This window comes from Pseudomonas viridiflava (assembly GCF_900184295.1).
Lineage (GTDB): Bacteria > Pseudomonadota > Gammaproteobacteria > Pseudomonadales > Pseudomonadaceae > Aquipseudomonas > Aquipseudomonas viridiflava.
Genome location: NZ_LT855380.1, coordinates 4,475,841 through 4,501,047 on the forward strand (window position 1 = coordinate 4,475,841; position 25,207 = coordinate 4,501,047).

Consider the following 25,207-nt stretch of genomic DNA (forward strand, 5'->3'; position numbering starts at 1 on the left):
TCAGCGATACTGGAGAAAGACGTTCTCACGTCCGAACTGGTCACGCAGCGCTTGAATCAAGCTGTCTGCGGGATCGATTCGCCATGCTTCTCCGAACTGCAGCAACGCTTTGGCATCCTTACCGGTGTAATCCACCGTGATCGGACAGGCGCCACGATGGCGCTTGCACAGATCGCCGAGCCAGCGCAGCCGGTCACCCTTGAGTGCATCGGCATGCACCGTCACTCGCAGGCTTTCGGCCAGATTGGTCCGCGCATCCTCGATGCTCATGACGCGCTTGGCACGCAGCCTCAAGCCGCCGGAGAAGTCATCATTACTTACTTCGCCTTCAACCACCACCATAGCATCGGTCTGCAACAGTGACTGAGCCGAATGGAAGGCTTCGGCAAACAGTGACGCTTCGATGCGCGCCGAGCGGTCATCCAGGGTAATGAACCCCATCTTGTCGCCCTTCTTGTTCTTCATCACCCGCAGGGCAATGATCAGACCTGCCACCGTCTGGGTATCCCTCGCCGGTTTCAGGTCGATGATGCGCTGCCGGGCGAAACGACGAATCTCGCCTTCGTACTCATCGATCGGGTGCCCGGTCAGGTAAAGACCGAGGGTTTCCTTCTCGCCACGCAAGCGATCCTTGAGGCTCAGCTCGCGGGTTTTGCGATGATTGGCGTAGACGTCTGCATCTTCTTCGACGAACAGGCCGCCAAAAAGGTCCGAGTGACCGCTGTCGCGGCTGCGCGCAGTCTGCTCGGCGGCCTGAATGGCTTCTTCGAGGGCCGCGAGCAACACCGAACGGTTACGGTCGATGTTGGCCTGATAGGCCTTGGGCTCCAGTTCGAAGTACGGGCCGAGACGATCCAGCGCACCACTGCGGATAAGACCATCGAGGGTCCGCTTGTTCACGCGCTTGAGGTCGACACGGGCGCAGAAATCGAACAGGTCCTTGAAAGGCCCTTTCGAACGCGCCTCGGTGATGGCCTCGACCGGCCCCTCGCCCACGCCCTTGATCGCGCCCAGGCCATACAGAATCCGGCCATCGTCGCTGACGGTGAACTTGAACTCGGACGTGTTCACGTCCGGCGCGTCGAGGCGCAGCTTCATGGTGCGCACTTCTTCGATCAAGGTCACGACCTTGTCGGTGTTGTGCATGTCCGCCGACAACACGGCGGCCATGAACGGCGCCGGGTAGTGGGTCTTCAGCCAGGCGGTCTGATACGACACCAGACCGTACGCGGCGGAGTGGGACTTGTTGAAGCCGTAACCGGCGAATTTTTCCACCAGGTCGAAAATGTTACCCGCCAGATCCGGGTCGATATTGTTGGTCTTGCAGCCATCGATGAAACCGCCGCGCTGCTTGGCCATTTCCTCGGGCTTTTTCTTACCCATCGCACGACGCAGCATGTCTGCACCGCCGAGGGTATAGCCGGCCATGACCTGCGCAATCTGCATCACCTGTTCCTGATACAGAATGATGCCGTAGGTCGGTGCCAGTACAGGCTTCAAGCCTTCGTACTGATAGTCGACGTGCGGATAGGACAGCTCGGCGCGACCGTGCTTACGGTTGATGAAGTCGTCCACCATGCCCGATTGCAGCGGCCCCGGACGGAACAGGGCCACCAGTGCGATGAGGTCTTCCAGGCAGTCGGGCTTGAGCTTTTTGATCAGCTCTTTCATGCCCCGCGACTCGAGCTGGAACACGGCCGTGGTCTCGGCGCGCTGCAACAGCTGATAGGTCGGCATGTCATCCAGCGGGATGAACGCGATGTCCAGCGGCGCTTCGTTGACCTTGGCGCGGTCGCGGTTGATGGTTTTCAGCGCCCAGTCGATGATGGTCAGGGTTCGCAGACCGAGGAAGTCGAACTTCACCAGACCTGCCGCCTCGACGTCATCCTTGTCGAACTGGGTTACCAGACCGTCACCGGCTTCGTCGCAATAGATCGGCGAGAAATCCGTCAGCTTGGTGGGCGCAATCACCACGCCCCCGGCGTGCTTGCCCACGTTACGCACGACGCCCTCGAGCTTGAGGGCCATCTCCCAGATTTCAGCCGCCTCTTCATCGACCTTTAGGAAGTCGCGCAGGATCTCTTCCTGCTCGTAGGCCTTCTCGAGTGTCATGCCGACTTCGAACGGGATCATTTTCGACAGGCGATCCGCAAGCCCGTAGGACTTGCCCTGGACCCGCGCCACGTCCCGCACCACCGCCTTGGCGGCCATGGAACCGAAGGTGATGATCTGGCTCACTGCGTTGCGGCCGTATTTCTCGGCCACATAGTCGATAACCCGATCACGACCGTCCATGCAGAAGTCGACGTCGAAGTCGGGCATCGAAACCCGCTCCGGGTTCAGGAAGCGTTCGAACAGCAGGTCGTATTCAAGCGGATCGAGGTCAGTAATCTTCTGTACGTACGCCACCAGCGAACCGGCACCCGATCCACGGCCGGGACCTACCGGCACGCCGTTGCTCTTGGCCCACTGGATAAAGTCCATCACGATCAGGAAGTAACCGGGGAACCCCATCTGGATGATGATATCCAGCTCGAAATTCAGCCGGTCGACATAGACCTGGCGCCTGGCTTCGTAATCTTCGGTGGTGTCCTTGGGCAGCAGGACCGACAGGCGCTCCTCCAGACCGTCGAAGGATACCTTGCGGAAATATTCATCGATGGTCATGCCATCGGGGATCGGGAAGTTGGGCAGAAAGTGCGTGCCCAGCTTCACGTCGATGTTGCAGCGCTTGGCGATTTCGACGCTGTTGGTCAGCGCCTCGGGCAGGTCGCTGAACAGCTCGGCCATTTCTTCCGGACTTTTCAGGTACTGCTGATCGCTGTAGTTGTGCGAACGCCGAGGGTCATCCAGTGCGCGACCTTCACCAATGCAGACGCGGGTTTCATGCGCCTCGAAATCGGTCTGCTTGATGAAACGCACATCGTTGGTCGCGACCAGCGGCGCGCCGTGGCGGTCAGCCAGGGCAACAGCGGCGTGCAGATGTTCTTCATCGTTGGCGCGGTTGGTGCGCTGCACTTCGATGTAGAAACGATCCGGAAAGACCGTCATCCACTCACGCAGCAGCTCGTCCGCCTCGCCCGGATTACCGCCGAGCAACGCCATGCCAATCTCGCCTTCTTTCGCTGCCGACAGAGCGATCAGACCATCACTGGCCTGAGCGACCCATTCACGCTGGATCACGATCTGGCCGTTGCGCTGCCCTTCGATGAAGCCGCGCGAAATCAGCTCTGTCAGGTTGCGATAGCCCTGGGCGTTCATGACCAGCAGACTGATACGGCTGAGCGCCGCGTCCTGGTCACGGCCAGCCAGCCACAGGTCGGCGCCGCAGATCGGCTTGATACCCGCGCCCTGGGCTGCCTTATAGAACTTGACCAGCGAGCACATGTTGTTCTGATCGGTCACCGCGACGGCAGGCATGTTCATGCCGGTCAGCGCCTTGATCAGCGGCTTGACCCGGACCAGACCGTCGACCAGAGAGTATTCGGTGTGCAGGCGTAGATGAACGAAAGAAGCCGGCATGGTGATCCTATAGCGCGAAAACTGAAAACGAGGGCGCGATTGTAGCGAGACCTGACTGAAACGTCAGTCCTGCAACAACCCGATCGACGATGAAACCTGCGCCATCATGATGGCCGCTCGCGCCTCATGAGCAGCACGGACCGGCGCGAAGGAGCGCCGATGAATGGGGGTTGGCCCCAGACGAGCCAGAGCTTCGAGGTGTACCGGCGTCGGATAGCCCTTGTGACCACCCATGCCATACCCCGGATAAATGAGCTCGAACGCGGCCATTTCCCGGTCGCGGCTGACCTTGGCAAGGATCGAGGCTGCTGCAATCGCAGGCACTTTTGCGTCGCCCTGCACCACGGGCGCCGAAGGCACTGACAACTGCGGGCAACGATTACCGTCAATCAAGGCCAGTTTCGGGATGATGCTCAGGCCTTCGACAGCCCGTTTCATGGCAAGCATCGTGGCGTGCAGAATATTCAGTTCGTCGATTTCCTCGACTTCAGCCCGGGCGATGAACCAGCACAGGGCCTTTTCCTGAATTTCGTCGAACAGTTTCTCCCGGCGGGCTTCGGTCAGTTTCTTGGAGTCGTTGAGCCCCAGGATAGGTCTCGTCGGGTCCAGAATCACGGCAGCGGTGACCACAGCGCCGCACAGCGGCCCGCGCCCCACTTCATCGACGCCTGCGACAAGGTCCTCGACCAGCGTGAAATCCAGACCTGTCCGTATCATCGATTTACTCACAGTGAAGACGTTTGCCCAAGCAGACTCAGAACCGCATCGGCGGCCTGATTCGAAGCATCGCGGCGCAACGTCCGGTGAATCTCGTCGAAGCCCTGAGTCTGCGCCTGACCTTCATCGATCAGCGGCAGCAACGTTTCCGCCAGCGCTTCAGGTGTGGCCGCATCCTGCAGCAGTTCCGGCACCAGCAAGCGCTGAGCCAGCAGGTTGGGCAACGACACATAGGGGCTTTTGACCAGTGGCTTCAGAATCCAGAAAGTAACCGGCGCCATACGATAGGCAACCACCATCGGTCGCTTGTAAAGCAGCGCTTCAAGCGTCGCCGTGCCGGAGGCTATCAAGACCGCATTGCACGCAGCGAGGGCAGTATGCGACCGACCGTCGAGCAGCGTGATCGGCAGATCGCGCCCCCGCAGCAGTTCTTCAATCTGGGTCCGACGCTGGGGGCTGGCACAGGGGAGCACGAAACGCAGGGTCGGACGCTGGGCGAGCAGGCGCTCGGCGGCATCGAAGAACAAGCCTCCCAGACGCCCTACTTCGCCACCGCGGCTGCCTGGCATGAGGGCAACAACTGGCACATCACCCGCCAGACCAAGCTCGCCACGAGCAACTGCACGGTCAGACTCAAGAGGAATCGTGTCAGCAAGTGGATGCCCGACAAAGCGGACCGGCACGCCTTTCTCTTCATAGAATCGGGCTTCGAACGGCAGAAGGGTCAGCATCAGATCGCAACCTTCGCGAATCTTCAGGACACGCTTCTGACGCCACGCCCAGACCGAAGGACTGACGTAGTGGACCGTCTTGATCCCGGCACGGCGCAGTTGAAGTTCGATATTGAGGGTGAAATCCGGGGCATCGATACCAATGAAAACATCAGGCTTTTCATCGATCAGGGTCTGGACCAGCAGCTTGCGTCTGGCGAGCAACTCGCGCAATCGGCCGAGCACTTCGACCAGCCCCATGACCGACAGGCGCTCCATGGGAAAGTACGACTGCATGCCCTGCGCTTCCATGAGCGGGCCGCCTACACCGATGAACTCGGCATCGGGATGTCGCGCCTTGATGGCACGCATCAGGCCTGACCCGAGGATATCGCCGGAGGCCTCACCGGCCACCAGCGCGATACGCAATGGGTTCGCCATGGTCAGCGGGTAATGCCGCGGGTCGACGCCTGGATCGACTCGAGGAACACTGCCACTTCAGGGAAGAGCGCGGCAGGCTCGGCCAGATCGGCAACGGCCTGATCAATGGTCAGACCCTGGCGGTAGACAGTCTTGTAGGCCCGGCGCAGCGCATGAATGGCTTCCTCGGAGAACCCCCGACGACGCATGCCTTCGAAGTTCATGCTGCGCGCTTCGGCAGGGTTGCCGAACACGGTCACGAACGCCGGAACGTCCTTGCCGATGGCGGTGCCCATGCCGGAAAAGCTGTGCGCGCCGATATGGCAGAACTGATGCACCAGGGTGAATCCCGAAAGAATCGCCCAGTCATCAACATGCACATGACCGGCCAGCGCGGTGTTGTTGACCAGAATCACATGATTACCGATCACGCTGTCGTGACCGATGTGCGCGTACGCCATAATCAGATTGTGATCGCCCAGCGTGGTCTCGGCGCGATCCTGGACCGTACCGCGGTGAATCGTCACGCCTTCACGGATCACATTGTGATCGCCGATCACGAGACGAGTCTCCTCGCCCTTGTACTTGAGATCGGGTGTGTCTTCGCCTACCGATGAAAACTGGTAGATGCGATTGTGCTTGCCGATCCGGGTCGGTCCCTTGAGGACGACATGAGGACCGACCACTGTACCCTCGCCAATTTCCACACCGGGTCCGATGATCGACCAAGGGCCAACCTCCACGTTGTCGGCCAGAACGGCCGTCGGATCGATGATTGCGCGAGGGTCAATCAAACTCATAGCTTGCGTTCCGCACAGATGATTTCAGCGGAGCATACCGCTTTACCGTCAACAGTGGCCTTGCATTCGAACTTCCAGATCTGGCGCTTGGAGCTCAGAAAGTTGGCTTCCAGAACCAGTTTGTCACCCGGCAGCACAGGCTGACGGAAGCGCAGCTTGTCCGAACCCACAAAGTAATAAAGGGTGCCGTCGGAAGGCTTCGCGTTCAACATCTTGAACGCCAGAATGCCTGCCGCCTGGGCCATGGCCTCAATGATCAGCACGCCCGGCATGATCGGATGCTGAGGAAAGTGGCCATTGAAAAAAGGCTCGTTGACGCTGACATTCTTGTAAGCGCGAATGGTCTTGTTCTCGATATCCAGTTCCGTGACGCGATCCACCAACAGGAACGGATAACGATGAGGCAGGTATTCGCGAATTTCTTTGATGTCCATCATTTCGAGGGGAAGCCTGTAGTAAAGATTAGGGGTGCTTCGCGATGGCGCAGCACCCCTCTACATCAAGGGGGCAGTTTATCGACTGTGCACGCTTGATATTAAAAAGGTATCAGCCATCAGATGGAGGATTACCGGCGCTGGTCACGGTCTCGACCATCTTTTCCAGTTTTTGCAGACGCCGGGCCATGTCATCGATCTTGCGCAGACGTGCCGCACTCTTGCGCCACTCGGCGGCCGGCTGCATTGCTGTGCCCGAAGAATAGGAGCCTGGTTCGGTGATGGAATGGGTCACCATCGTCATGCCCGTGATGAAAACACCATCACAGATCTCGATATGCCCCACCAGCCCCACGCCGCCGGCCAGCATGCAATGCTTGCCGATCTTCGTGCTTCCGGAGATCCCTACGCAGGCCGCCATGGCCGTGTGATCACCGATCTGAACGTTGTGAGCGATCTGAATCTGGTTGTCCAGCTTGACCCCGTTACCGATCCGGGTGTCTGCCAGCGCACCACGGTCGATGGCGGTATTCACGCCGATCTCCACGTCGTCGCCAATGGAAACGCCGCCGATCTGGGCAATCTTCTGCCAGACACCTTTCTCATTGGCAAAGCCGAAACCTTCCCCGCCCAGCACCGCCCCGGACTGAATCACCACACGCTTGCCAATGCGAACGTCGTGGTAAAGCGTCACACGGGGCGCCAGCCAGCCACCCTCACCGATCTCGCAACGGGCACCAATGAAGCAATGTGCACCCACGGTGACCTGCGCAGCGATCCGTGCGCCGCTTTCGACAATGGCGAAAGCCCCGATGCTGGCCGCAGGATCGACGACAGCATCGTCAGCGATGATCGCTGTCGGGTGGATACCGGCAGCAGCCTTAGGCTTGGGATCGAACAGATGGGAGATGCGGGCATAGGCCAGATAAGGATCGGGCACCAACAGCGCATTCCCGGCGAAACTGTCGGCATCTGCGGGCTTGAGCAGCACGGCAGCGGCTTGGGTATCGGTCAGAAACTTGCGGTATTGGGGATTTGCCAGGAAGCTGATCTGATCAGGGCCGGCCTCTTGTAAAGTGGCCAGCCCGTTGATGTCCTTGTCCTTGTCGCCACGTAGCGTGGCGCCCAGGAACTCGGCCAATTGGCCGAGCTTGATGGTCGCGCTCATATTACTTCAGCTGATTCATGCGCTCGATGACCTGGCGAGTAACGTCATACTGAGGTTTGACGTCAATCACCGCACCGCGCTCGAATACCAGGTCGAAACCACCTTTCTTGATAACTTCTTCAACGGCCTGATCCAGCTTCGGCTTGAGTTGCTTGAGCATTTCACGGTCAGCAACGGCCTTGGCCTCATTCAGCTCCTTGGACTGGAACTGGAAATCACGTGCTTTCTGCTTGAATTCAAGCTCAAGACGCTCGCGCTCAGGCTGAGCCATCTTGTCGCCGCCGCTTACCAGACGATCCTGGATACCCTTGGCGCTGCTTTCCAGGCTCTTGAGCTTGGTCAGCTGCGGACCGAATTTCTTCTCGGCATCAACGGCGTATTTCTTGGCAGCATCGGATTCCAGCAGCGCCATCTGATAGTTCAGCACAGCGATCTTCATGTCAGCAAAAGCAGGGCTTGCAACCAGAACGGTGGCCAGCAGTACCAATTGAGTCAACTTACGCACAATACAACTCCTACAGAATTCGTTGCGTTATCAAAGATCAGACGCTTAGAAGGTCTGACCCAGGGAGAATTGGAAAACCTGTGTTTCGGAATCGTCGTCCGGCTTCTTGATCGGCATCGCCAGGGCGAAGCTCAAAGGACCAAGAGCGGTGATCCAGGTCACGCCAACACCGACAGAACTGGCCATGCCGGACAAATCGACGTTGTTACATTCGACACGTTGACCGTTGCGCGTTCTGCTGGAATCGCAATTGCTGTCGAAGACGTTACCCACATCCCAGAACACAGAGGTGCGCAGGGAACGCTGATCCTTGATGAACGGCAGCGGGAACATGACCTCTACACCACCCTGGACCAGTACGTTGCCACCGAATGGAAGCGGATCCTGATCGGGGTCGACCGCTGTTCCGGGATTGCGACCCGAACTCGGCGTACTGCGAGGACCCAGCGTGCTGTCCTTGAAACCACGGACCGAGTTGAAGCCACCGGCGTAGTAGTTTTCATAGAACGGCAGTCCCGACGTCGAACCATAACCGTCGCCATAACCCAGTTCGGTGTGCAGGCGCAGCGTGTAGTTGTCGGTGATCGGGTGGAAATACTGTGCGCGGTAGTCCAGCTTGTAGAAGGACAGGTCGCTACCCGGCAGCGTGGTTTCAAACACCAGGCTCTGGGAATGACCACGGGTCGGCAGCACGCCCTTGTTCAGGGTGGACTCGGACCAGCCGGCGGACGCCTTGAAGTTCAGGAACTTGTCGCCTTCGCGGTTGGTGAAATCGAAGATTTCGTCAACGGTGTACGTACCGGTCTTGATCTCGTCCTGCTGTACGGTCAGGCCGTAGGTCAGACGGGAAGTTTCGCTGATCGGATAACCCAGGCTCACACCGGCGCCAAGGCTGTCGACCGCATAGCTCGCCACGTCCACGTCAAGATCGTCGTAGTCGGTGGTGCGGTAGAACGCGTTGTAACCCAGGCTGACACCGTCCGGCGTGTAGTACGGATCGACGTAGCTGAAGTTGTAACGGCTCTGGTATTCGGATCGGGTCAGACCGATGCTGACCTTGTTACCGGTACCCAGGAAGTTGTTCTGGCTGATCGAACCACCCAGAATCAGACCGGCACTCTGTGCAAAGCCGACGCTGGCGGTGATCGAACCGGACGCCTGCTCCTCGACCGCGTAGTTCACGTCCACCTGATCGTCGGTGCCCGGCACGGCCGGCGTTTCGACGTTGACTTCCTTGAAGAAGCCCAGACGATCCAGACGGGTCTTGGACTGGTCGATCAGGTAGGTGGAAGCCCAACCGCCTTCCATCTGACGCATTTCGCGGCGCAGCACTTCGTCCGCAGACTTGGTGTTGCCACGGAAGTTGATTCGGTTCACATAGGCGCGTTTGCCCGGATCGACCACGAAAGTGATATCGACCGTGTGATCTTCGTTGTTCGGCGTCGGAACACCGTTCACGTTGGCGAAGGTATAGCCTTCGTTACCCAGACGACGGGTGATCAGCTCGGAGGTCGTGGTCATGACCTTGCGCGAGAACACCTGACCTGGCTGAACCAGCATCAGGGACTTGACCTGATCTTCAGGGACTTTCAGGTCACCGCTGAGCTTGACCGACTTGACGCTGTACTTCTCGCCTTCGTTGACGTTCACAGTGATGTAGACGTTTTTCTTGTCAGGCGTGATCGAGACCTGGGTCGAGGCGATATCCATGTTGATATAGCCACGGTCGAGGTAGTACGAACGCAGACGTTCCAGGTCGCCGGAGAGTTTCTCACGGGCGTACTTGTCGTCGTTCTTGAAGAAGGACAGCCAGTTGGAGGTCTTGAGTTCGAACAGGTCGATCAGATCTTCGTCGGGGAACACGGTGTTGCCCACGACGTTGATGTGCTGAATGGAGGCGACGGTGCCTTCATTGATGTTGATCTTGAGGCCGACACGGTTGCGCGGTTGCGGCACGACTTCGGCGGCAACCTCGGCAGAGTAGCGACCCTGGGCCACGTACTGACGCTGCAGTTCGTTACGCACGCCCTCGAGCGTGGCGCGCTGGAAAATTTCACCTTCAGCCAGACCCGATTGTTTGAGGCCTTTCATGAGGTCTTCGGTGGAGATCGCCTTGTTGCCTTCGATCTCGATGCTGGCAACAGAAGGACGCTCGACAACGGAGATGACGAGTACGTTGCCATCGCGACCCAGCTGGATATCTTGAAAGAAGCCGGTCTTGAACAACGCACGAGTGGCATCGACCAGACGACCGTCGTCCGCCTGCTCGCCCACGTTGAGCGGCAGTGCGCCAAAGACACTGCCGGCGGAAACCCGCTGGAGGCCGTTGACACGGATATCGGAGATGGTGAAGGACTCGGCGTGAACTTCAGCGATCATCAGTGCGGCAAGAACCGCAGTTAGCAGCAGACGTTTCATGAAGTCCTTTCTTATTCCAACTGGCAATAAACAAACTGCCGCAAAATGCGGCAGATTCGCAACTCGGCAACGCTTTACAGTCGACCCAGATCGTTGACCAGCGCGAGCAACATAACGCCCACAACCAGACTGATACCGATCTGCGCCCCCCAACCTTGAACCTTTTCCGAAAGGGGACGACCACGCGCCCACTCGATCAGATAAAACAGCAAATGCCCCCCGTCCAGGACGGGAATGGGCAGCAAATTCAGAACCCCGAGGCTTATGCTCAGATAAGCGAGGAAGTTCAGAAAGTCTCCGATACCCGACTGGGCCGAAGCGCCCGCCACTTTAGCAATGGTTATCGGTCCACTCAAGTTTTTTACCGAGAGCTCACCGAACAACATTTTCTTGAGTGAATCCAGCGTCAGCACGCTCATGGTCCAGGTACGCTTCACGCCCTCCGCCATGGCGGCGAAAGGACCGTAGCTGACCTCGCGGACCATTTCGGCTGGCCAGTCTACACCTTTGACGCCTGCACCCAGGTAACCGGCTGCCGCCTGACCTTCGCCACGCGCAGCCAGAGTGACAGGGATATCGAGCTGCGCACCATCACGCTCGACACGCAACGAAACCTTTACCCCCGGACGCTCACGCACCCAGTCGACGACCTGCTGCCACTCATTGAGCGGTTGACCATCCACCGAGATCAGACGATCTCCCATTCTGAGACCCGCTGCCTGAGCGGGTCCCTTCGGATCAAGCTCTTCCAGCACCGGCGGCAAGGCAGGTCGCCATGGGCGAATACCCAAGGACTTGATCGGATCGGGCTCTTCCGCACCTTTCAACCAGTTATCCAGAACCAGCTCGCGGGAAGTATCGGCCGTGGAGCCAGGCTCCCGAAGAGTGACAGCGATCGTGCCGCTTTCGCCCAGTCGACGTACCAGCTGCAGATTGACCGCGGACCAACCCGAAACAGGCTCGCCGTCGATGGACATGATTTCCTGCCCTGCTGCCAGACCGGCGTGCTGGGCGATACTTCCGGCTTCAACTGCGCCGATCACAGGACGAACCTGCTGGGTGCCCAGCATCGCCAGGACCCAGAAGAACGCAATGGCCAGAAGGAAATTGGCAACAGGACCTGCCGCGACGATGGCGAAACGCTGATACACCGTCTTGCGGTTGAAGGACTGGTCGGCGAGCTCGGGCGGAACATTGCCTTCGCGCTCATCGAGCATCTTCACATAGCCGCCCAGAGGAATGGCCGCAACGACGTACTCGGTGCCCTGACGGTCGTGCCAGCGCACCAGCGGCGTGCCGAAGCCTACGGAAAACCGCAGAACCTTCACGCCACAGCGCCGCGCCACCCAGAAGTGACCGAACTCGTGAAAAGTGACCAGCACGCCCAGCGCAACCAGGGTGCCGACAATCATGTATAACGCACTCATCGACTTTCTCCGGGTACCGACTCATCGGCAAGTGTGTTTATCATCGCAGACCTTGGGACCTGCACGTGACGCACCACATCAATCCCTTCACTGATTCCTGCAGCTTCAACGACCGTGTCGTTCCAGCCACTGAGTGGCAAGCATTCGAGCCCGGCCATCTGCTGCGAATACCGCTTCGAGGTCTTCGACCTGAATGGCCGGCTCGAGATTCAACACATCCTCGATGATAGCGGCGATCTCCAGATAACGAATACGCCCGTCCAGAAACGCAGCCACCGCAACTTCGTTCGCCGCATTGAGCATCGAGGGAGCACTGCCGCCCGCCTCCGCCGCCTGACGAGCCAGTCGCAGGCACGGAAAACGCTCTTCATCGGGCTCCTGAAAGTCCAGTTGGCCAATGCGAAACAGATCCAGCGGCGCCACGCCCGATTCTACACGCGCAGGCCAGGCCAGCGCATTGGCGATTGGCGTACGCATGTCAGGATTGCCAAGCTGGGCGAGCACCGAGCCGTCCACGTAGTCCACCAGCGAGTGGATCACACTCTGCGGATGAATCACGACTTCCACCTGAGAAGGACGAGCATCGAACAGCCAGCAGGCCTCGATGAGCTCAAGCCCCTTGTTCATCATGGTGGCGGAGTCGACGGAAATCTTGCGTCCCATGGACCACACCGGATGGGCGCACGCCTGATCGGGTGTCACATGGTGCAGTTGATCCAGAGGCGTCTGACGAAACGGGCCGCCCGAGGCAGTCAGCATGATGCGCCTGACACCGACCGCACCCAGACCGCGTGCAAAGTCCGCAGGCAGGCACTGAAAGATTGCATTGTGTTCACTGTCGATGGGCAGCAGGACCGCTCCGCTGTGACGGACCGCCTGCATGAACAGCGCGCCGGACATGACCAGCGCCTCCTTGTTGGCCAGCAGTACCTTCTTGCCCGCCTCGACAGCCGCCAGTGTCGGGCGCAGACCTGCTGCACCGACAATGGCTGCCATGACGGCATCGACCTGAGGATGAGCCGACACCTGGCAAAGCCCCTCTTCTCCCACCAGCACGCGCGTATCGAGCCCGGCAGCGGCGAGATCATCCTGCAGCTTGCGCGCTGCGGCCTGTTCGGGCACCACGGCAAATTGCGGCGTATGCCTGATGCACAACGCCAGCAGCTCGCTCAGACGCGTGAAACCCGTCAGCGCAAACACCTGATAGAGCGACGGATGACGAGCAACGACATCCAGCGTACTTAAACCGATGGAGCCGGTCGCACCCAGAACAGTGATCTGTTGCACACGACTCACATGACACCCCAGTCGGCAGCCCAGAGCAGCACTGCAAACACTGGAATGGCCGCGGTCAGACTGTCGATACGGTCCAGAACGCCGCCATGTCCCGGAAGCAGGTTGCTGCTGTCCTTCACACCCGACTGACGCTTGAACATGCTCTCGGTCAGATCACCGATCACCGAAATGAACACCACAACGGCAGCGCCCAGCAGACCGCCAACGAACTGAGCGACCGTCCAGTCGCGGGAAATGCCTACTGCCGCTGTGATACCAAGACTGACTGCCAGGCCACCGTATACGCCTTCCCAGCTTTTACCCGGACTCACCTTGGGTGCCAGCTTGCGCTTGCCGAATGCCTTGCCCGAGAAATAGGCGCCGATATCGGCCGCCCATACCAGAACCATTACTGCAAGAATCAACCAATTGCCCAGCGGCCACTGTTTGATCAAGACCAACCCCTGCCAAGCAGGCAGCAGGATGAGAAGACCGATTACCAGCTTGCAGGCGGCACTGGCCCAGTGCTCGCTGGAGTCAGGGTAGGTCAGCACCAGGAATGTGGCTAACGCCCACCAGATGACAGCAGCAACCAGAACCCAGGGCTCAAGCCCAGGCAGCAGGTACATGAGAAAAAGCAGCACAGCCACCACGGCGGCGTAGCCGACGCGCATCGACTGAGCGGCAAAGCCTGCAAGTCGAGCCCATTCCCATGCGCCCAGCACGACCACGAAACCGATGAACAGCGCGAAGTACGCACCGGTCAGCAGAAAAAAGCCGCAAAGGGCGATCGGCAACAGAATGAGTGCCGTGATGATTCGTTGTTTCAGCATTAAGCCCGGGCTCCAGCTTCTACCTGTTCGCTCGTTTTACCGAAGCGACGTTGGCGGGAAGCGAAATCAGCCAGCGCAGCGCGCATGGCATCGTGTTTGAAGTCCGGCCAGAACAGGTCGGAGAAATACAGCTCGGCATACGCCAGCTGCCAAAGCAGAAAATTGCTGATGCGGTGTTCGCCGCCCGTGCGAATACACAGGTCCGGCAAAGGCAGATCGCCTGTCGCCAGGCAGGTCTGCAACAAATCCGGCGTGATGTCTTCCGGCTGCAGGTGACCAGCCTGAACTTCACGCGCCAGACGTTGAGCGGCCTGAGCGATATCCCACTGTCCGCCATAGTTGGCGGCGATCTGAAGAACAAAGCGGCTGTTACCGGCCGTCCGCAACTCGGCCTCACGCATTGCTGCCTGAAGCTCGGGATGAAAGCGCGAGCGATCGCCGATGATTCGCAGACTGATCTCGTTTTCGTTCAGGCGCTTGGTCTCACGGCGTAACGCCGTGAAGAACAGCTCCATCAGCGCCCCAACCTCATCGGCCGGACGCTGCCAGTTTTCACTGGAGAACGCGAACAGTGTCAGCACCTCGACCTTGGCTTCCGCACAGACCTCGATAACGGCACGCACGGCATCAACGCCCGCCTTGTGACCGGCAACACCCGGCAACAGGCGTTTCTTGGCCCAGCGATTATTGCCATCCATGATGATCGCAACGTGGCGCGGCACCGATGACGGCCCGGTCGGTTTTGTCTTTTCCATTAAAGCGCCCCGAACCTTATACGGCCATCAGGTCTGCTTCTTTTGTCTTGGTTGCAGCATCGATATCCGCTTCAGCCTTGTCGGTCAGCTTCTGGATATCGGCAGCGGCACGACGCTCTTCGTCTTCGCTGATTTCCTTATCCTTGACCAGCTTTTTCAGATCACCCAGCGCATCGCGGCGAATGTTGCGCACGGCAACGCGAGCATCTTCAGCAGCGCTGCGCGCCTGCTTGGTGAAGCCCTTGCGGGTCTCCTCGGTCAGGGCCGGCATGGAGATCAGCAGCATCTCACCGAGGTTGGTCGGATTGAGATTCAGACCCGCGCTCTGGATCGCCTTGTCGACGGCTGCCAGCATGTTGCGCTCGAAAGCCACGACCTGCAGGGTACGAGAGTCTTTCACAGTAACGTTGGCCACACCACTCAACGGGGTGTCGGCGCCGTAGTAAGGCACCATCACGCTACCCAGGATACTCGGGTGGGCCTTGCCGGTACGAATCTGGCCAAAGGCATGGCTCAGGGATTCGAGCGATTTCTGCATGCGCGCCTGAGCATCTTTCTTGATTTCGTTGATCATTGTTGAACTTCCTCGATCAGGGTTCCTTCGGCGCCACCGTGGACAATATTCAGGAGGGCACCGGGTTTGTTCATATTGAAAACGCGCAACGGCATCTTGTGGTCGCGGCACAGGCAGATTGCGGTGAGATCCATGACGCCCAGCTTTCGATCCAGCACTTCATCATAAGAGAGACGATCGAACTTCTCGGCATTGGGGTCTTTGAACGGATCTGCGGTATATACGCCGTCAACCTTGGTTGCCTTGAGCACCACGTCAGCGTCGATTTCGATAGCACGCAGACAAGCGGCCGAATCTGTCGTGAAGAACGGATTACCCGTGCCCGCAGCGAAGATCACCACTTCCTTGGCGCTCAGGTGACGCATGGCCTTGCGGCGATCGTAATGATCCGTCACACCGACCATCGAGATGGCGGACATCACGATAGCAGTAATGTTAGCCCGCTCCAGCGCGTCGCGCATGGCCAGCGCGTTCATCACAGTGGCCAGCATGCCCATGTGATCGCCAGTGACGCGGTCCATGCCGGCAGCACTCAGTGCCGCGCCACGGAACAGGTTGCCCCCGCCAATGACCAGCCCGACCTGAACGCCAATACCGACCAGCTGGCCGACTTCCAGCGCCATGCGATCCAGCACCTTGGGGTCGATGCCGAACTCTTCCGACCCCATCAGGGCCTCGCCGCTGAGCTTGAGTAGAATGCGTTTATAGCGAGCCTGATAACCACTGCCCTGCTGAGCCATTGCGAATCTCTCCTGCGGCGTTTTCTGAAAAAAATCTGTGCGGGCTATATGGAGCCTGCGCTTACTCTAGCCTGACGCTCCGTGAGCGTCGGGAGAATGCAGCCTTGTGAGCCGATTCTCAAAGGAAATTATTCCTTTTCTCTTTCGACAAAGAGGCCGCACGCGTGAGCGGGCAGCCTCTTTGGGGCGACGTATGGAAAACCGTCTTACTTCTTGCTTGCAGCTACCTGGGCAGCTACTTCTTCAGCGAAGTTGTCGACTGGCTTCTCGATGCCTTCGCCTACCTTGTAGTAGGTGAACGATACGATTTCAGCGCCAGCTTTCTTCGCCAGAGCACCCACGGTCAGCTCAGGGTTCTTGACGAACGCCTGCTCTACCAGGCTTGCTTCAGCCAGGAACTTGGAGATACGACCGGCAACCATCTTCTCGACGATTTCATCAGGCTTGCCTTTGATCTTGTCTTCGTTCAGTTGCAGGAAGACGCCCTTCTCGCGCTCGATCGCTTCGGCCGAAACTTCCGAAGGCAGCAGGAATTCAGGGTTGCTGGCAGCAACGTGCATCGCGATGTCTTTGGCCAGTTCAGCGTCGCCGCCTTTCAGGACAACCACAACGCCGATCTTGTTACCGTGCAGGTAAGCATTGACCACGTCGCCTTCGATACGCGCCAGACGACGGATGTTGACGTTCTCACCAACCTTGGCAACCAGAGCGGTACGCTCGACTTCCTGAGCTTCGATCAGCGGAGCTGCGTCGGTCAGTTTGTCAGCGAATGCCTTCTCGATGCTGCTGGTCACGAAGTTCTTGAAGTCGTCCTGCAGAGCCAGGAAGTCGGTCTGCGAGTTCACTTCGATGATGACAGCGGACTTGTTGTCTTCAGCAACCTTGACAGCAATGGCGCCTTCAGCAGCAACGTTGCCTGCTTTCTTGGCGGCCTTGATCGCGCCGGAAGCACGCATGTCGTCGATTGCCTTTTCGATGTCGCCGCCAGCCTTGGTCAAGGCCTTTTTGCAATCCATCATGCCTTCGCCGGTACGCTCGCGCAGTTCTTTGACCAACGCTGCAGTAATCTCTGCCATTTCAAAATCCTCTTGGATAGGTCTTCAACCATTCCACCCGACTGAACGGGCGTGCAATTCTTGAAAATTCAGGGTGGCAGCGGCACATGACACTAAATCCATGCTCGCCCACCAACAAATCATTTCCTAGGTGGCAAAAAGGGGGCTAAGCCCCCTTTTCGCGTACTGAGTAAACGCCAGGCGTTTTTACTCAGCCTTCTACAGCTGCTGCAGCTGGAGCTTCTTCGACGAATACGTCGGTGCCGCCAGCAACATTGTTACGACCACGGATTACAGCGTCAGCCATCGAACCCATGTACAGCTGGATGGCGCGGATTGCGTCATCGTTGCCCGGGATGATGTAGTCAACGCCTTCAGGGCTGCTGTTGGTATCGACAACGCCGATGACCGGGATGCCCAGCTTGTTGGCTTCGGTGATCGCGATGCGCTCGTGATCAACGTCGATAACGAACAGAGCGTCTGGCAGACCGCCCATGTCCTTGATACCACCCAGGCTGCGATCCAGTTTTTCCAGATCACGGGTGCGCATCAGGGCTTCTTTCTTGGTCAGCTTGGCGAAAGTACCGTCTTCTGCCTGTACTTCCAGCTCGCGCAGACGCTTGATCGACTGACGGATGGTCTTGAAGTTGGTCAGCATGCCGCCCAACCAGCGATGGTCGACGTACGGCGAACCGCAACGTGCTGCTTCTTCAGCGACGATCTTGCCAGCGGAACGCTTGGTGCCGACGAATAGAATCTTGTTTTTGCCCGACGCCAGGCGCTCAACGAAAGTCAGAGCTTCGTTGAACATCGGCAGGGTTTTTTCAAGGTTGATGATGTGAATCTTGTTACGCGCACCGAAAATGTATTTACCCATTTTCGGGTTCCAGTAACGGGTTTGGTGACCGAAGTGGACGCCGCACTTCAGCATATCGCGCATGGTGACTTGGGACATGATAGTTCCTTGATAAGTCGGGTTAGGCCTCCACGTATCCCAATGACCAACCAGTGGCATGAGCCAAAGGCACCCAGGTCATCGTGTCGACACGTGTGTGGGTTTAAGCTTTCAGGACGGACCTTGGAAAGCGGCGCATTTTATACCACAAAAGGAAAGAGAACGGAACTCCAATCAAGTGCTTGTTTCGCCACGTCTTTGCCGCCGTCTCGCGTGCATATAAAGGAAGCGATGATCACTCGCCGCGCGGCGGTCTGGTAGAATCGCGCCTTTGCGCACAGAACGCGCACACGACATGCCGAGAGACCCTGTATGACTATTACCCTCAAAACCCCGGAAGACATCGAAAAGATGCGCATTGCCGGCCGTCTGGCCGCCGAGGTCCTGGAAATGATCGGCCCTCACGTCAAGCCCGGTGTCACCACTGAAGAGCTGGACCGCATCTGCCACGACTACATCGTCAACGAGCAGCAGGCCATCCCCGCCCCGCTGAACTACAAGGGCTTCCCCAAGTCGATCTGCACCTCGATCAATCAGGTTGTGTGCCACGGTATTCCCGGTGAAAAGCCGCTCAAGAACGGCGACACGCTGAACATCGACGTCACGGTCATCAAGGATGGCTATCACGGCGACACCAGCAAGATGTTTCACGTGGGCACCGTGCCGGTATGGGCCGAGCGCCTCTCGCAGGTCACTCAGGAGTGCCTGTACAAGGCCATCGAGATCGTGCGCCCGGGCACCAAACTGGGTGACATCGGCGCAGTCATTCAGAAACACGCGGAAAAGAACGGCTTTTCGGTGGTTCGCGAGTTCTGCGGCCACGGCATCGGCAAGGTGTTTCATGAAGAGCCGCAGGTCATGCACTTCGGCGAAGCGGGCACCGGCATCGAGTTGCTTGAAGGCATGACCTTCACCATCGAGCCGATGATCAATCAGGGCAAGGCCGACACAAAAATTCTCGGCGATGGCTGGACGGCGATCACCAAGGACCGCAAGCTCTCTGCCCAGTGGGAGCACACGATTCTGGTGACTGCTGATGGATACGAGATTTTCACCCTGCGCAGCGACGACACCATCGCGCACAAATCGCCATGAGTGATCGATAGACCCGCCCAACCGTCCGACACGAGGAAACCCGCTCCATGCCGCAGGTAGATCCTGATTTGTTCGACCGCGGCCAGTTCCAGGCCGAACTGGCACTGAAGGCAAGCCCCATCGCTGCCTTCAAGAAAGCCATCCGCAACGCGCGCGACGTGCTGGACGCGCGCTTCAGGTCGGGACGCGACATTCGTCGCCTGATCGAGGATCGCGCCTGGTTCGTGGACAACATCCTGTGCCAGGCGTGGGATCAGTTCGACTGGAGCGAAGACGCCGACATCGCGCTGCTGGCGGTCGGCGGTTATGGGCGGGGCGAACTGCACCCCTACTCCGATATCGACCTGCTGATTCTGCTGGACAGCGCAGACCACGAAATCTTTCGCGAGCCCATCGAGCGATTCCTGACCCTGCTGTGGGACATCGGCCTGGAGGTCGGACAGAGTGTACGTTCGGTGGACGAATGCGCGCAGGAAGGCCTGGCCGACCTGACCGTCATCACCAACCTGATGGAAAGCCGGACCATTGCAGGCCCCGAGCGCCTGCGCCAGCGCATGCTGGAAGTCACCAGCCCGCGCCATATGTGGCCCAGCAAGGATTTCTTTCTGGCCAAACGTGCCGAGCAGAAAAGCCGTCATCACAAATACAACGACACCGAATACAACCTTGAGCCGAACGTCAAAGGCTCGCCCGGTGGCCTGCGCGATATCCAGACCATCCTCTGGGTGGCCCGACGCCAATACGGCACCCTGAACCTGCATGCCCTGGCAGGTGAAGGCTTTCTGCTGGAGAGCGAGAACAACCTGCTGGCCTCTTCCCAGGAATTCCTGTGGAAAGTCCGCTATGCCCTGCACATGCTGGCCGGACGCTCCGAAGACCGCCTGCTGTTCGACTACCAGCGCAGCATTGCCAGCCTGCTGGGTTATGAAGACAGCGACGCCAAGCTCGCCATCGAACGCTTGATGCAGAAGTACTACCGCGTGGTCATGAGCATCGCCGAGTTGAGCGACCTGATCATCCAGCACTTCGAAGAAGTCATCCTGTCGGAAGACGACAGCGGTACGCCGCAGCCACTCAATTCCCGCTTCCAGCTGCACGACGGTTATATAGAAGCGACACACCCGAACGTGTTCAAGCGCACCCCGTTCGCCATGATCGAGATCTTCGTGCTGATGGCCCAGCATCCAGAGATCAAGGGCGTACGCGCCGACACCATTCGCCTGCTGCGCGAACACCGGCACCTGATCAACGACGACTTCCGCAACGATATTCGCAACACCAGCCTGTTCATCGAGCTGTTCAAGTGCGAAATCGGCATTCACCGCAATCTGCGTCGCATGAACCGCTACGGCATTCTGGGCCTGTACCTACCGGAGTTCGGCCACATTGTCGGCCAGATGCAGCACGACCTGTTCCACATCTATACCGTCGATGCGCACACGCTGAACCTGATCAAGCACCTGCGCAAACTGCAGTACACCGAGGTGTCGGAGAAATTTCCGCTGGCCAGCAAGATCATGGGCCGCCTGCCAAAACCCGAACTGATCTACCTGGCCGGGCTGTATCACGACATCGGCAAGGGCCGTGGCGGCGATCACTCCGAACTGGGCGCGGTGGATGCCGAAGCCTTCGGTGTGCGTCACCACTTGCCGAACTGGGACACCCGTCTGATCGTCTGGCTGGTGAGCCATCACCTGGTGATGTCGACCACCGCGCAGCGCAAGGACTTGTCCGACCCGCAGGTCATCCACGATTTTGCCCAGTTCGTGGGCGATGAGGTTCATCTGGATTACCTGTACGTGCTCACCGTTGCCGACATCAATGCGACCAATCCCACGCTCTGGAACTCGTGGCGTGCCAGCCTGCTGCGCCAGCTGTACACCGAGACCAAACGTGCGCTGCGCCGTGGCCTCGAGAACCCGGTCGATCGCGAGGAACAGATCCGTCGCACGCAGATTGCAGCACTGGACATTCTGGTGCGCAACGGCACTGACCCCGATGACGTCGAGCAACTCTGGTCGGCACTGGGTGATGACTACTTCCTGCGCCATACCGCAGGCGACGTGGCCTGGCACAGCGATGCCATCCTGCAGCAACCCGCCGATGGCGGCCCGCTGGTGCTGATCAAGGAAACCACGCAGCGGGAATTCGAAGGCGGCACGCAGATCTTCATCTACGCACCGGACCAGCATGACTTCTTCGCCGTGACCGTGGCAGCGATGGATCAGTTGAACCTGAACATTCACGACGCACGCATTATTACCTCCAGCAGCAAGTTCACACTCGACACCTACATTGTGCTGGACAACGAAGGCGGTTCGATCGGCGACAATCCGGTACGCGTTCAGGAAATCCGTGAGGGCCTGACCGAAGCACTGCGCAATCCGGATGACTACCCGACCATCATCAAGCGGCGCGTGCCCAGGCAGCTCAAGCATTTCGCCTTTGCACCGCAGGTCACGATTCACAACGATGCACAGCGTCCGGTCACCGTGCTCGAACTGCTGGCCCCGGATCGTCCGGGCCTGCTGGCGCGCATCGGCAAGATTTTCCTGGAGTTCGACCTGTCGCTACAGAATGCCAAGATTGCGACACTGGGTGAGCGGGTGGAGGACGTGTTCTTTATCACGGATGCCGACAATCATCCGCTGTCCGATCCGCAACTGTGCAGCCGATTGCAGGAGGCGATCATCAAGCAACTGAGTGTCAATTCGCAGCCCAGCGGCGAGATGCGGCTCAGTATTTAACCTTCGACGCAGTCCTTGAGAGCCTTTACCTCATGAACAACGCCATGCAACTGCTTCAACCTTACCCGTTCGAGAAGCTCCGTGCCCTGCTCGGCGGTGTGACGCCCAACCCGGAAAAGCGTCCGGTTGCGCTGTCCATTGGTGAGCCCAAGCATCGCTCTCCCGATTTTGTCGCCAAAACCCTGGCCGACAACCTGGACCAGATGGCGGTCTATCCGACCACGCTCGGCATTCCGGCACTGCGCGAGGCAATTGCAGGCTGGTGCACGCGCAGGTTCGACCTGCCTGAAGGCTGGATGGACCCGGCGCGCAACGTTCTGCCGGTCAACGGCACTCGCGAGGCGCTGTTTGCCTTCACTCAGACCGTGGTCAACCGCAGCGACGATGGACTGGTCATCAGCCCAAACCCGTTCTATCAGATCTACGAAGGCGCAGCCTTTCTGGCGGGCGCACAGCCTTACTACCTGCCGTGCCTGAGCGAAAACGGTTTCAACCCGGATTTCGATGCGGTGACGCCGGATATATGGAAGCGCTGCCAGATTCTGTTTCTGTGCTCGCCGGGCAACCCGACCGGTGCATTGATTCCGGTGGACACCCTTAAGAAGCTGATCGCCCTGGCTGACGAACACGACTTCGTGATCGCCGCCGACGAATGCTACAGCGAACTGTACTTCAACGAGCAGACGCCGCCACCCGGTCTGCTCAGCGCCTGCGTGGAACTGGGTCGCAAGGATTTCAAACGCTGCGTGGTGTTCCACAGCCTGTCCAAGCGTTCCAACCTGCCAGGCCTGCGCTCGGGTTTCGTGGCGGGCGATGCGGACATTCTCAAGGCATTTCTGCTGTATCGCACCTACCACGGCTGCGCCATGCCGGTTCAAACCCAACTGGCCAGCATCGCAGCCTGGAACGACGAAGCGCATGTTCGTGCGAACCGCGACCTGTACCGTGAGAAGTTCGATGCCGTGCTGGACATCCTCGCACCCGTCCTGGATGTACAACGCCCGGACGGCGGCTTCTATCTGTGGCCGAACGTCGGCACAGACGACGCTGCCTTTTGCCGCGACCTGTTCGTCGATCAGCATGTGACCGTTGTGCCCGGCTCGTACCTCTCGCGTGAAGTCGACGGCGTCAATCCGGGCGCCGGCAGGGTTCGTCTGGCGCTGGTTGCGCCGCTGGCCGAATGCATCGAGGCCGCCGAACGCATTCGTGATTTCGTGCGCAAATAAGCCAGCCACTGCGTCGCGCGCAATGCGCGGCGCAGTATTTACCTAATACCTGTACTGCCTTTCAGCTGTTTATCTTCGTGGTCCATTTATTACGCATCCCGACACGGATGCGCCTCACACGAAGATGACCCACATGATCGAATCACAGACCCGAGAAAACCTGCCACTGCTCTGTTCGATGCGCGACGCAGAGGACTATCAGGCGTCCTACGAGACAGCCATTCGCGAAAACCCGGCCAACGCTTCCATCACACCGACCTACGAATCGGAAACGGGTTACGCCTCGGACGTCACCGAGCGCGAACCACGCATTCTGGTTGCTTTCAACAAGTACTGGGCGCGTGGCAGAACCCTGAAGATCGAATTCCTCAAGAATCCACCCGCCCCGCTGACTCAGCCAATCATCGATGCAGCTCGCAAGTGGCTGCCGCACGTGAACCTGAAGTTCGAATTCGTCACCAGCGGCCCCAGCGACATTCGTATCGGTCTCAACACCCACCTGAACTGGAGCGAGCTGGGCACCGACGCCCTGCTGGTCGCGCAGGACAAGGCCACGATGGAATTCAATGTCGGGGAAATATTCGAAAGCGATCTACGGCCAAAAGCCGAACTGGAACGCATTGTCCTGCACGAGTTCGGACATGCGCTGGGCGCCGTTCATGAGCATCAGCATCCGGATGCGAGGATTCCGTGGAACGAACCGGTGTTGCGTCGCCTGCTGGCACAGGCAGGCTACAGCGATGAACTGGTGGCCAGAAATTTTCTCGATCAATACGAAGCGGCTGACTTTCACTATTCAGCCTATGACAAGGATTCGATCATGCACTTCGATGTTCCGAACGGCCTGACACTGGGCGATTTCGAAATCATCAATACCGGCAAGACACTGAGTGCAAAAGACATCGAACTCATGCAGTCGATCTACTCTGACCGCAGCAATTCGAAATTTGAAAAGCCGTAGTACAACTGATTCTGAACTGATTGGCGCGTCATCGATTGCACGAGGCTTACGTGACGCGCCTTTCAGAGAACGCCTAATCCCGAACCCTCAACGTTTCAGCAATCCATCCCACAGCCCAACTGACAGGATCATGAGACCGCATCGGCAACAGCGGTTTTCCTTCCCGCGCTGCCATCCGCCCTTCTATCTCAGCCTGGCTGTGTATCCAGATTGTGTTCTGCTTGAAGCCTTCCGCGCGTTGACGTTCCCTGTAATAACGTTGTCGGATAAGCGCCGCTTCCCTCTTCTTTTCCTGTTCAGACATAACGCACCCGATCTTACATGTGGTACATCATCATTACTCTTCACCGCCCATCGCTCAAGAGTAAGACGGGTGAAATGTTCTTCACCTAAAGTGGTCGAGGCGCCTGTGCCAGACAGCCAAAGCGCTAACTGCGCTGACGTGGCATAATCACCGACCAAAAATCACGGGAGGCAACAGGGAACATCCGGCAACGCCCGTCTCCCTGCACAATTCAATGACTTACACCCTGTTCGGCATCAAAGCCTGCGACACCATGAAAAAAGCACGTACCTGGCTCGACGAGCATTCCGTCAGCTACGATTTTCATGATTACAAGACGCAAGGCATCGACCGCGAGCACCTGACCCAGTGGTGCAATGAGCATGGCTGGCAAGTCGTGCTGAACCGGGCGGGCACGACTTTCCGCAAGCTCGACGATGCGCAGAAAGCCGATATCGACCAGCCCAAGGCCATTGAATTGATGCTCGCCCAGCCGTCCATGATCAAGCGCCCTGTGCTTGATCTGGGCGACAAGACCCTGATTGGCTTCAAACCAGACCTGTATGCAGCGGCCGTTCAGTAAGCCG

22 protein-coding genes are annotated in these 25,207 nt (G+C 58.6%); 5 read left to right on the forward strand and 17 right to left on the reverse strand.

What is annotated here, in order from left to right; genetic code table 11:
* The 16 genes from dnaE to rpsB form a co-directional block, all read right to left on the reverse strand.
* Entirely contained in the window at window positions 1–3,522 is a 3,522-nt protein-coding gene (dnaE, locus tag CFBP1590_RS20075) for a DNA polymerase III subunit alpha (protein WP_004879041.1), read from the reverse strand.
* Between the two features lie 63 nt (window positions 3,523–3,585).
* Window positions 3,586–4,236, reverse strand: a complete 651-nt coding sequence (gene rnhB / locus CFBP1590_RS20080; protein WP_167383124.1) for a ribonuclease HII — start codon at window positions 4,234–4,236, stop codon at window positions 3,586–3,588.
* Window positions 4,237–4,247: 11 nt separating this feature from the next.
* Complete coding sequence (lpxB, locus tag CFBP1590_RS20085) at window positions 4,248–5,390, reverse strand: lipid-A-disaccharide synthase (protein WP_088235797.1); 1,143 nt, start codon at window positions 5,388–5,390, stop codon at window positions 4,248–4,250.
* A gap of 2 nt (window positions 5,391–5,392) precedes the next feature.
* Entirely contained in the window at window positions 5,393–6,169 is a 777-nt protein-coding gene (gene lpxA, locus CFBP1590_RS20090) for an acyl-ACP--UDP-N-acetylglucosamine O-acyltransferase (protein ID WP_004879036.1), read from the reverse strand.
* Window positions 6,166–6,606: a 3-hydroxyacyl-ACP dehydratase FabZ gene (gene fabZ, locus CFBP1590_RS20095; protein WP_004879034.1), complete on the reverse strand. Its 441-nt coding sequence runs from the start codon at window positions 6,604–6,606 to the stop codon at window positions 6,166–6,168. Before fabZ ends, lpxA begins: the two co-directional genes overlap by 4 nt.
* A gap of 109 nt (window positions 6,607–6,715) precedes the next feature.
* Window positions 6,716–7,771 (reverse strand): UDP-3-O-(3-hydroxymyristoyl)glucosamine N-acyltransferase, encoded by a 1,056-nt coding sequence (lpxD, locus tag CFBP1590_RS20100; protein WP_088235798.1) that lies wholly within the window; start codon window positions 7,769–7,771, stop codon window positions 6,716–6,718.
* Window position 7,772: 1 nt separating this feature from the next.
* A complete protein-coding gene (locus CFBP1590_RS20105) occupies window positions 7,773–8,276 on the reverse strand; it encodes an OmpH/Skp family outer membrane protein (RefSeq protein WP_002554721.1) in 504 nt (167 codons plus the stop codon).
* A 45-nt stretch (window positions 8,277–8,321) separates the two neighbouring features.
* Window positions 8,322–10,694: an outer membrane protein assembly factor BamA gene (gene bamA / locus CFBP1590_RS20110; RefSeq protein WP_088235799.1), complete on the reverse strand. Its 2,373-nt coding sequence runs from the start codon at window positions 10,692–10,694 to the stop codon at window positions 8,322–8,324.
* A 74-nt stretch (window positions 10,695–10,768) separates the two neighbouring features.
* The gene (gene rseP, locus CFBP1590_RS20115; RefSeq protein WP_088235800.1) at window positions 10,769–12,121 is read right to left on the reverse strand and encodes a sigma E protease regulator RseP; all 1,353 of its coding nucleotides are present in this window, start codon (window positions 12,119–12,121) and stop codon (window positions 10,769–10,771) included.
* 105 nt (window positions 12,122–12,226) lie between these two features.
* A complete protein-coding gene (gene ispC / locus CFBP1590_RS20120; protein ID WP_088235801.1) occupies window positions 12,227–13,417 on the reverse strand; it encodes a 1-deoxy-D-xylulose-5-phosphate reductoisomerase in 1,191 nt (396 codons plus the stop codon).
* A complete protein-coding gene (locus CFBP1590_RS20125; protein ID WP_088235802.1) occupies window positions 13,414–14,229 on the reverse strand; it encodes a phosphatidate cytidylyltransferase in 816 nt (271 codons plus the stop codon). The genes ispC and CFBP1590_RS20125 overlap by 4 nt, the downstream gene beginning before the upstream one ends.
* Window positions 14,229–14,984, reverse strand: a complete 756-nt coding sequence (gene uppS / locus CFBP1590_RS20130) for a polyprenyl diphosphate synthase (RefSeq protein WP_029241711.1) — start codon at window positions 14,982–14,984, stop codon at window positions 14,229–14,231. The genes CFBP1590_RS20125 and uppS overlap by 1 nt, the downstream gene beginning before the upstream one ends.
* Window positions 14,985–15,000: 16 nt before the next feature.
* Window positions 15,001–15,558 (reverse strand): ribosome recycling factor, encoded by a 558-nt coding sequence (gene frr, locus CFBP1590_RS20135; protein ID WP_024686173.1) that lies wholly within the window; start codon window positions 15,556–15,558, stop codon window positions 15,001–15,003.
* Window positions 15,555–16,298: a UMP kinase gene (pyrH, locus tag CFBP1590_RS20140; protein ID WP_004879021.1), complete on the reverse strand. Its 744-nt coding sequence runs from the start codon at window positions 16,296–16,298 to the stop codon at window positions 15,555–15,557. The genes frr and pyrH overlap by 4 nt, the downstream gene beginning before the upstream one ends.
* Window positions 16,299–16,504: 206 nt before the next feature.
* On the reverse strand, window positions 16,505–17,374 hold the full coding sequence (gene tsf, locus CFBP1590_RS20145; RefSeq protein ID WP_058431979.1) for a translation elongation factor Ts: 870 nt from the start codon (window positions 17,372–17,374) through the stop codon (window positions 16,505–16,507).
* A 190-nt stretch (window positions 17,375–17,564) separates the two neighbouring features.
* Window positions 17,565–18,308: a 30S ribosomal protein S2 gene (rpsB, locus tag CFBP1590_RS20150; protein WP_004879016.1), complete on the reverse strand. Its 744-nt coding sequence runs from the start codon at window positions 18,306–18,308 to the stop codon at window positions 17,565–17,567.
* Window positions 18,309–18,620: 312 nt separating this feature from the next.
* On the opposite strand from rpsB, the gene map reads away from it, so the two are divergent.
* The 4 genes from map (at window position 18,621) to CFBP1590_RS20170 (ending at window position 24,337) form a co-directional block, all read left to right on the forward strand.
* Complete coding sequence (gene map / locus CFBP1590_RS20155; protein WP_043304642.1) at window positions 18,621–19,403, forward strand: type I methionyl aminopeptidase; 783 nt, start codon at window positions 18,621–18,623, stop codon at window positions 19,401–19,403.
* Between the two features lie 47 nt (window positions 19,404–19,450).
* On the forward strand, window positions 19,451–22,150 hold the full coding sequence (locus tag CFBP1590_RS20160) for a [protein-PII] uridylyltransferase (RefSeq protein ID WP_088235803.1): 2,700 nt from the start codon (window positions 19,451–19,453) through the stop codon (window positions 22,148–22,150).
* A 32-nt stretch (window positions 22,151–22,182) separates the two neighbouring features.
* Window positions 22,183–23,376 carry a succinyldiaminopimelate transaminase gene (dapC, locus tag CFBP1590_RS20165; protein ID WP_029241715.1) on the forward strand — a complete coding sequence of 398 codons (1,194 nt, stop codon included), beginning with the start codon at window positions 22,183–22,185 and terminating at the stop codon, window positions 23,374–23,376.
* Between the two features lie 133 nt (window positions 23,377–23,509).
* A complete protein-coding gene (locus CFBP1590_RS20170) occupies window positions 23,510–24,337 on the forward strand; it encodes a matrixin family metalloprotease (RefSeq protein ID WP_088235804.1) in 828 nt (275 codons plus the stop codon).
* Window positions 24,338–24,410: 73 nt separating this feature from the next.
* Here the strand turns inward: CFBP1590_RS20170 and CFBP1590_RS20175 are convergent, their stop codons facing one another.
* Window positions 24,411–24,641, reverse strand: a complete 231-nt coding sequence (locus CFBP1590_RS20175; protein ID WP_004879005.1) for a hypothetical protein — start codon at window positions 24,639–24,641, stop codon at window positions 24,411–24,413.
* A gap of 214 nt (window positions 24,642–24,855) precedes the next feature.
* On the opposite strand from CFBP1590_RS20175, the gene CFBP1590_RS20180 reads away from it, so the two are divergent.
* The gene (locus CFBP1590_RS20180) at window positions 24,856–25,203 is read left to right on the forward strand and encodes an ArsC family reductase (RefSeq protein ID WP_029241717.1); all 348 of its coding nucleotides are present in this window, start codon (window positions 24,856–24,858) and stop codon (window positions 25,201–25,203) included.
* The last annotated feature ends 4 nt before the right edge of the window (window positions 25,204–25,207 follow it).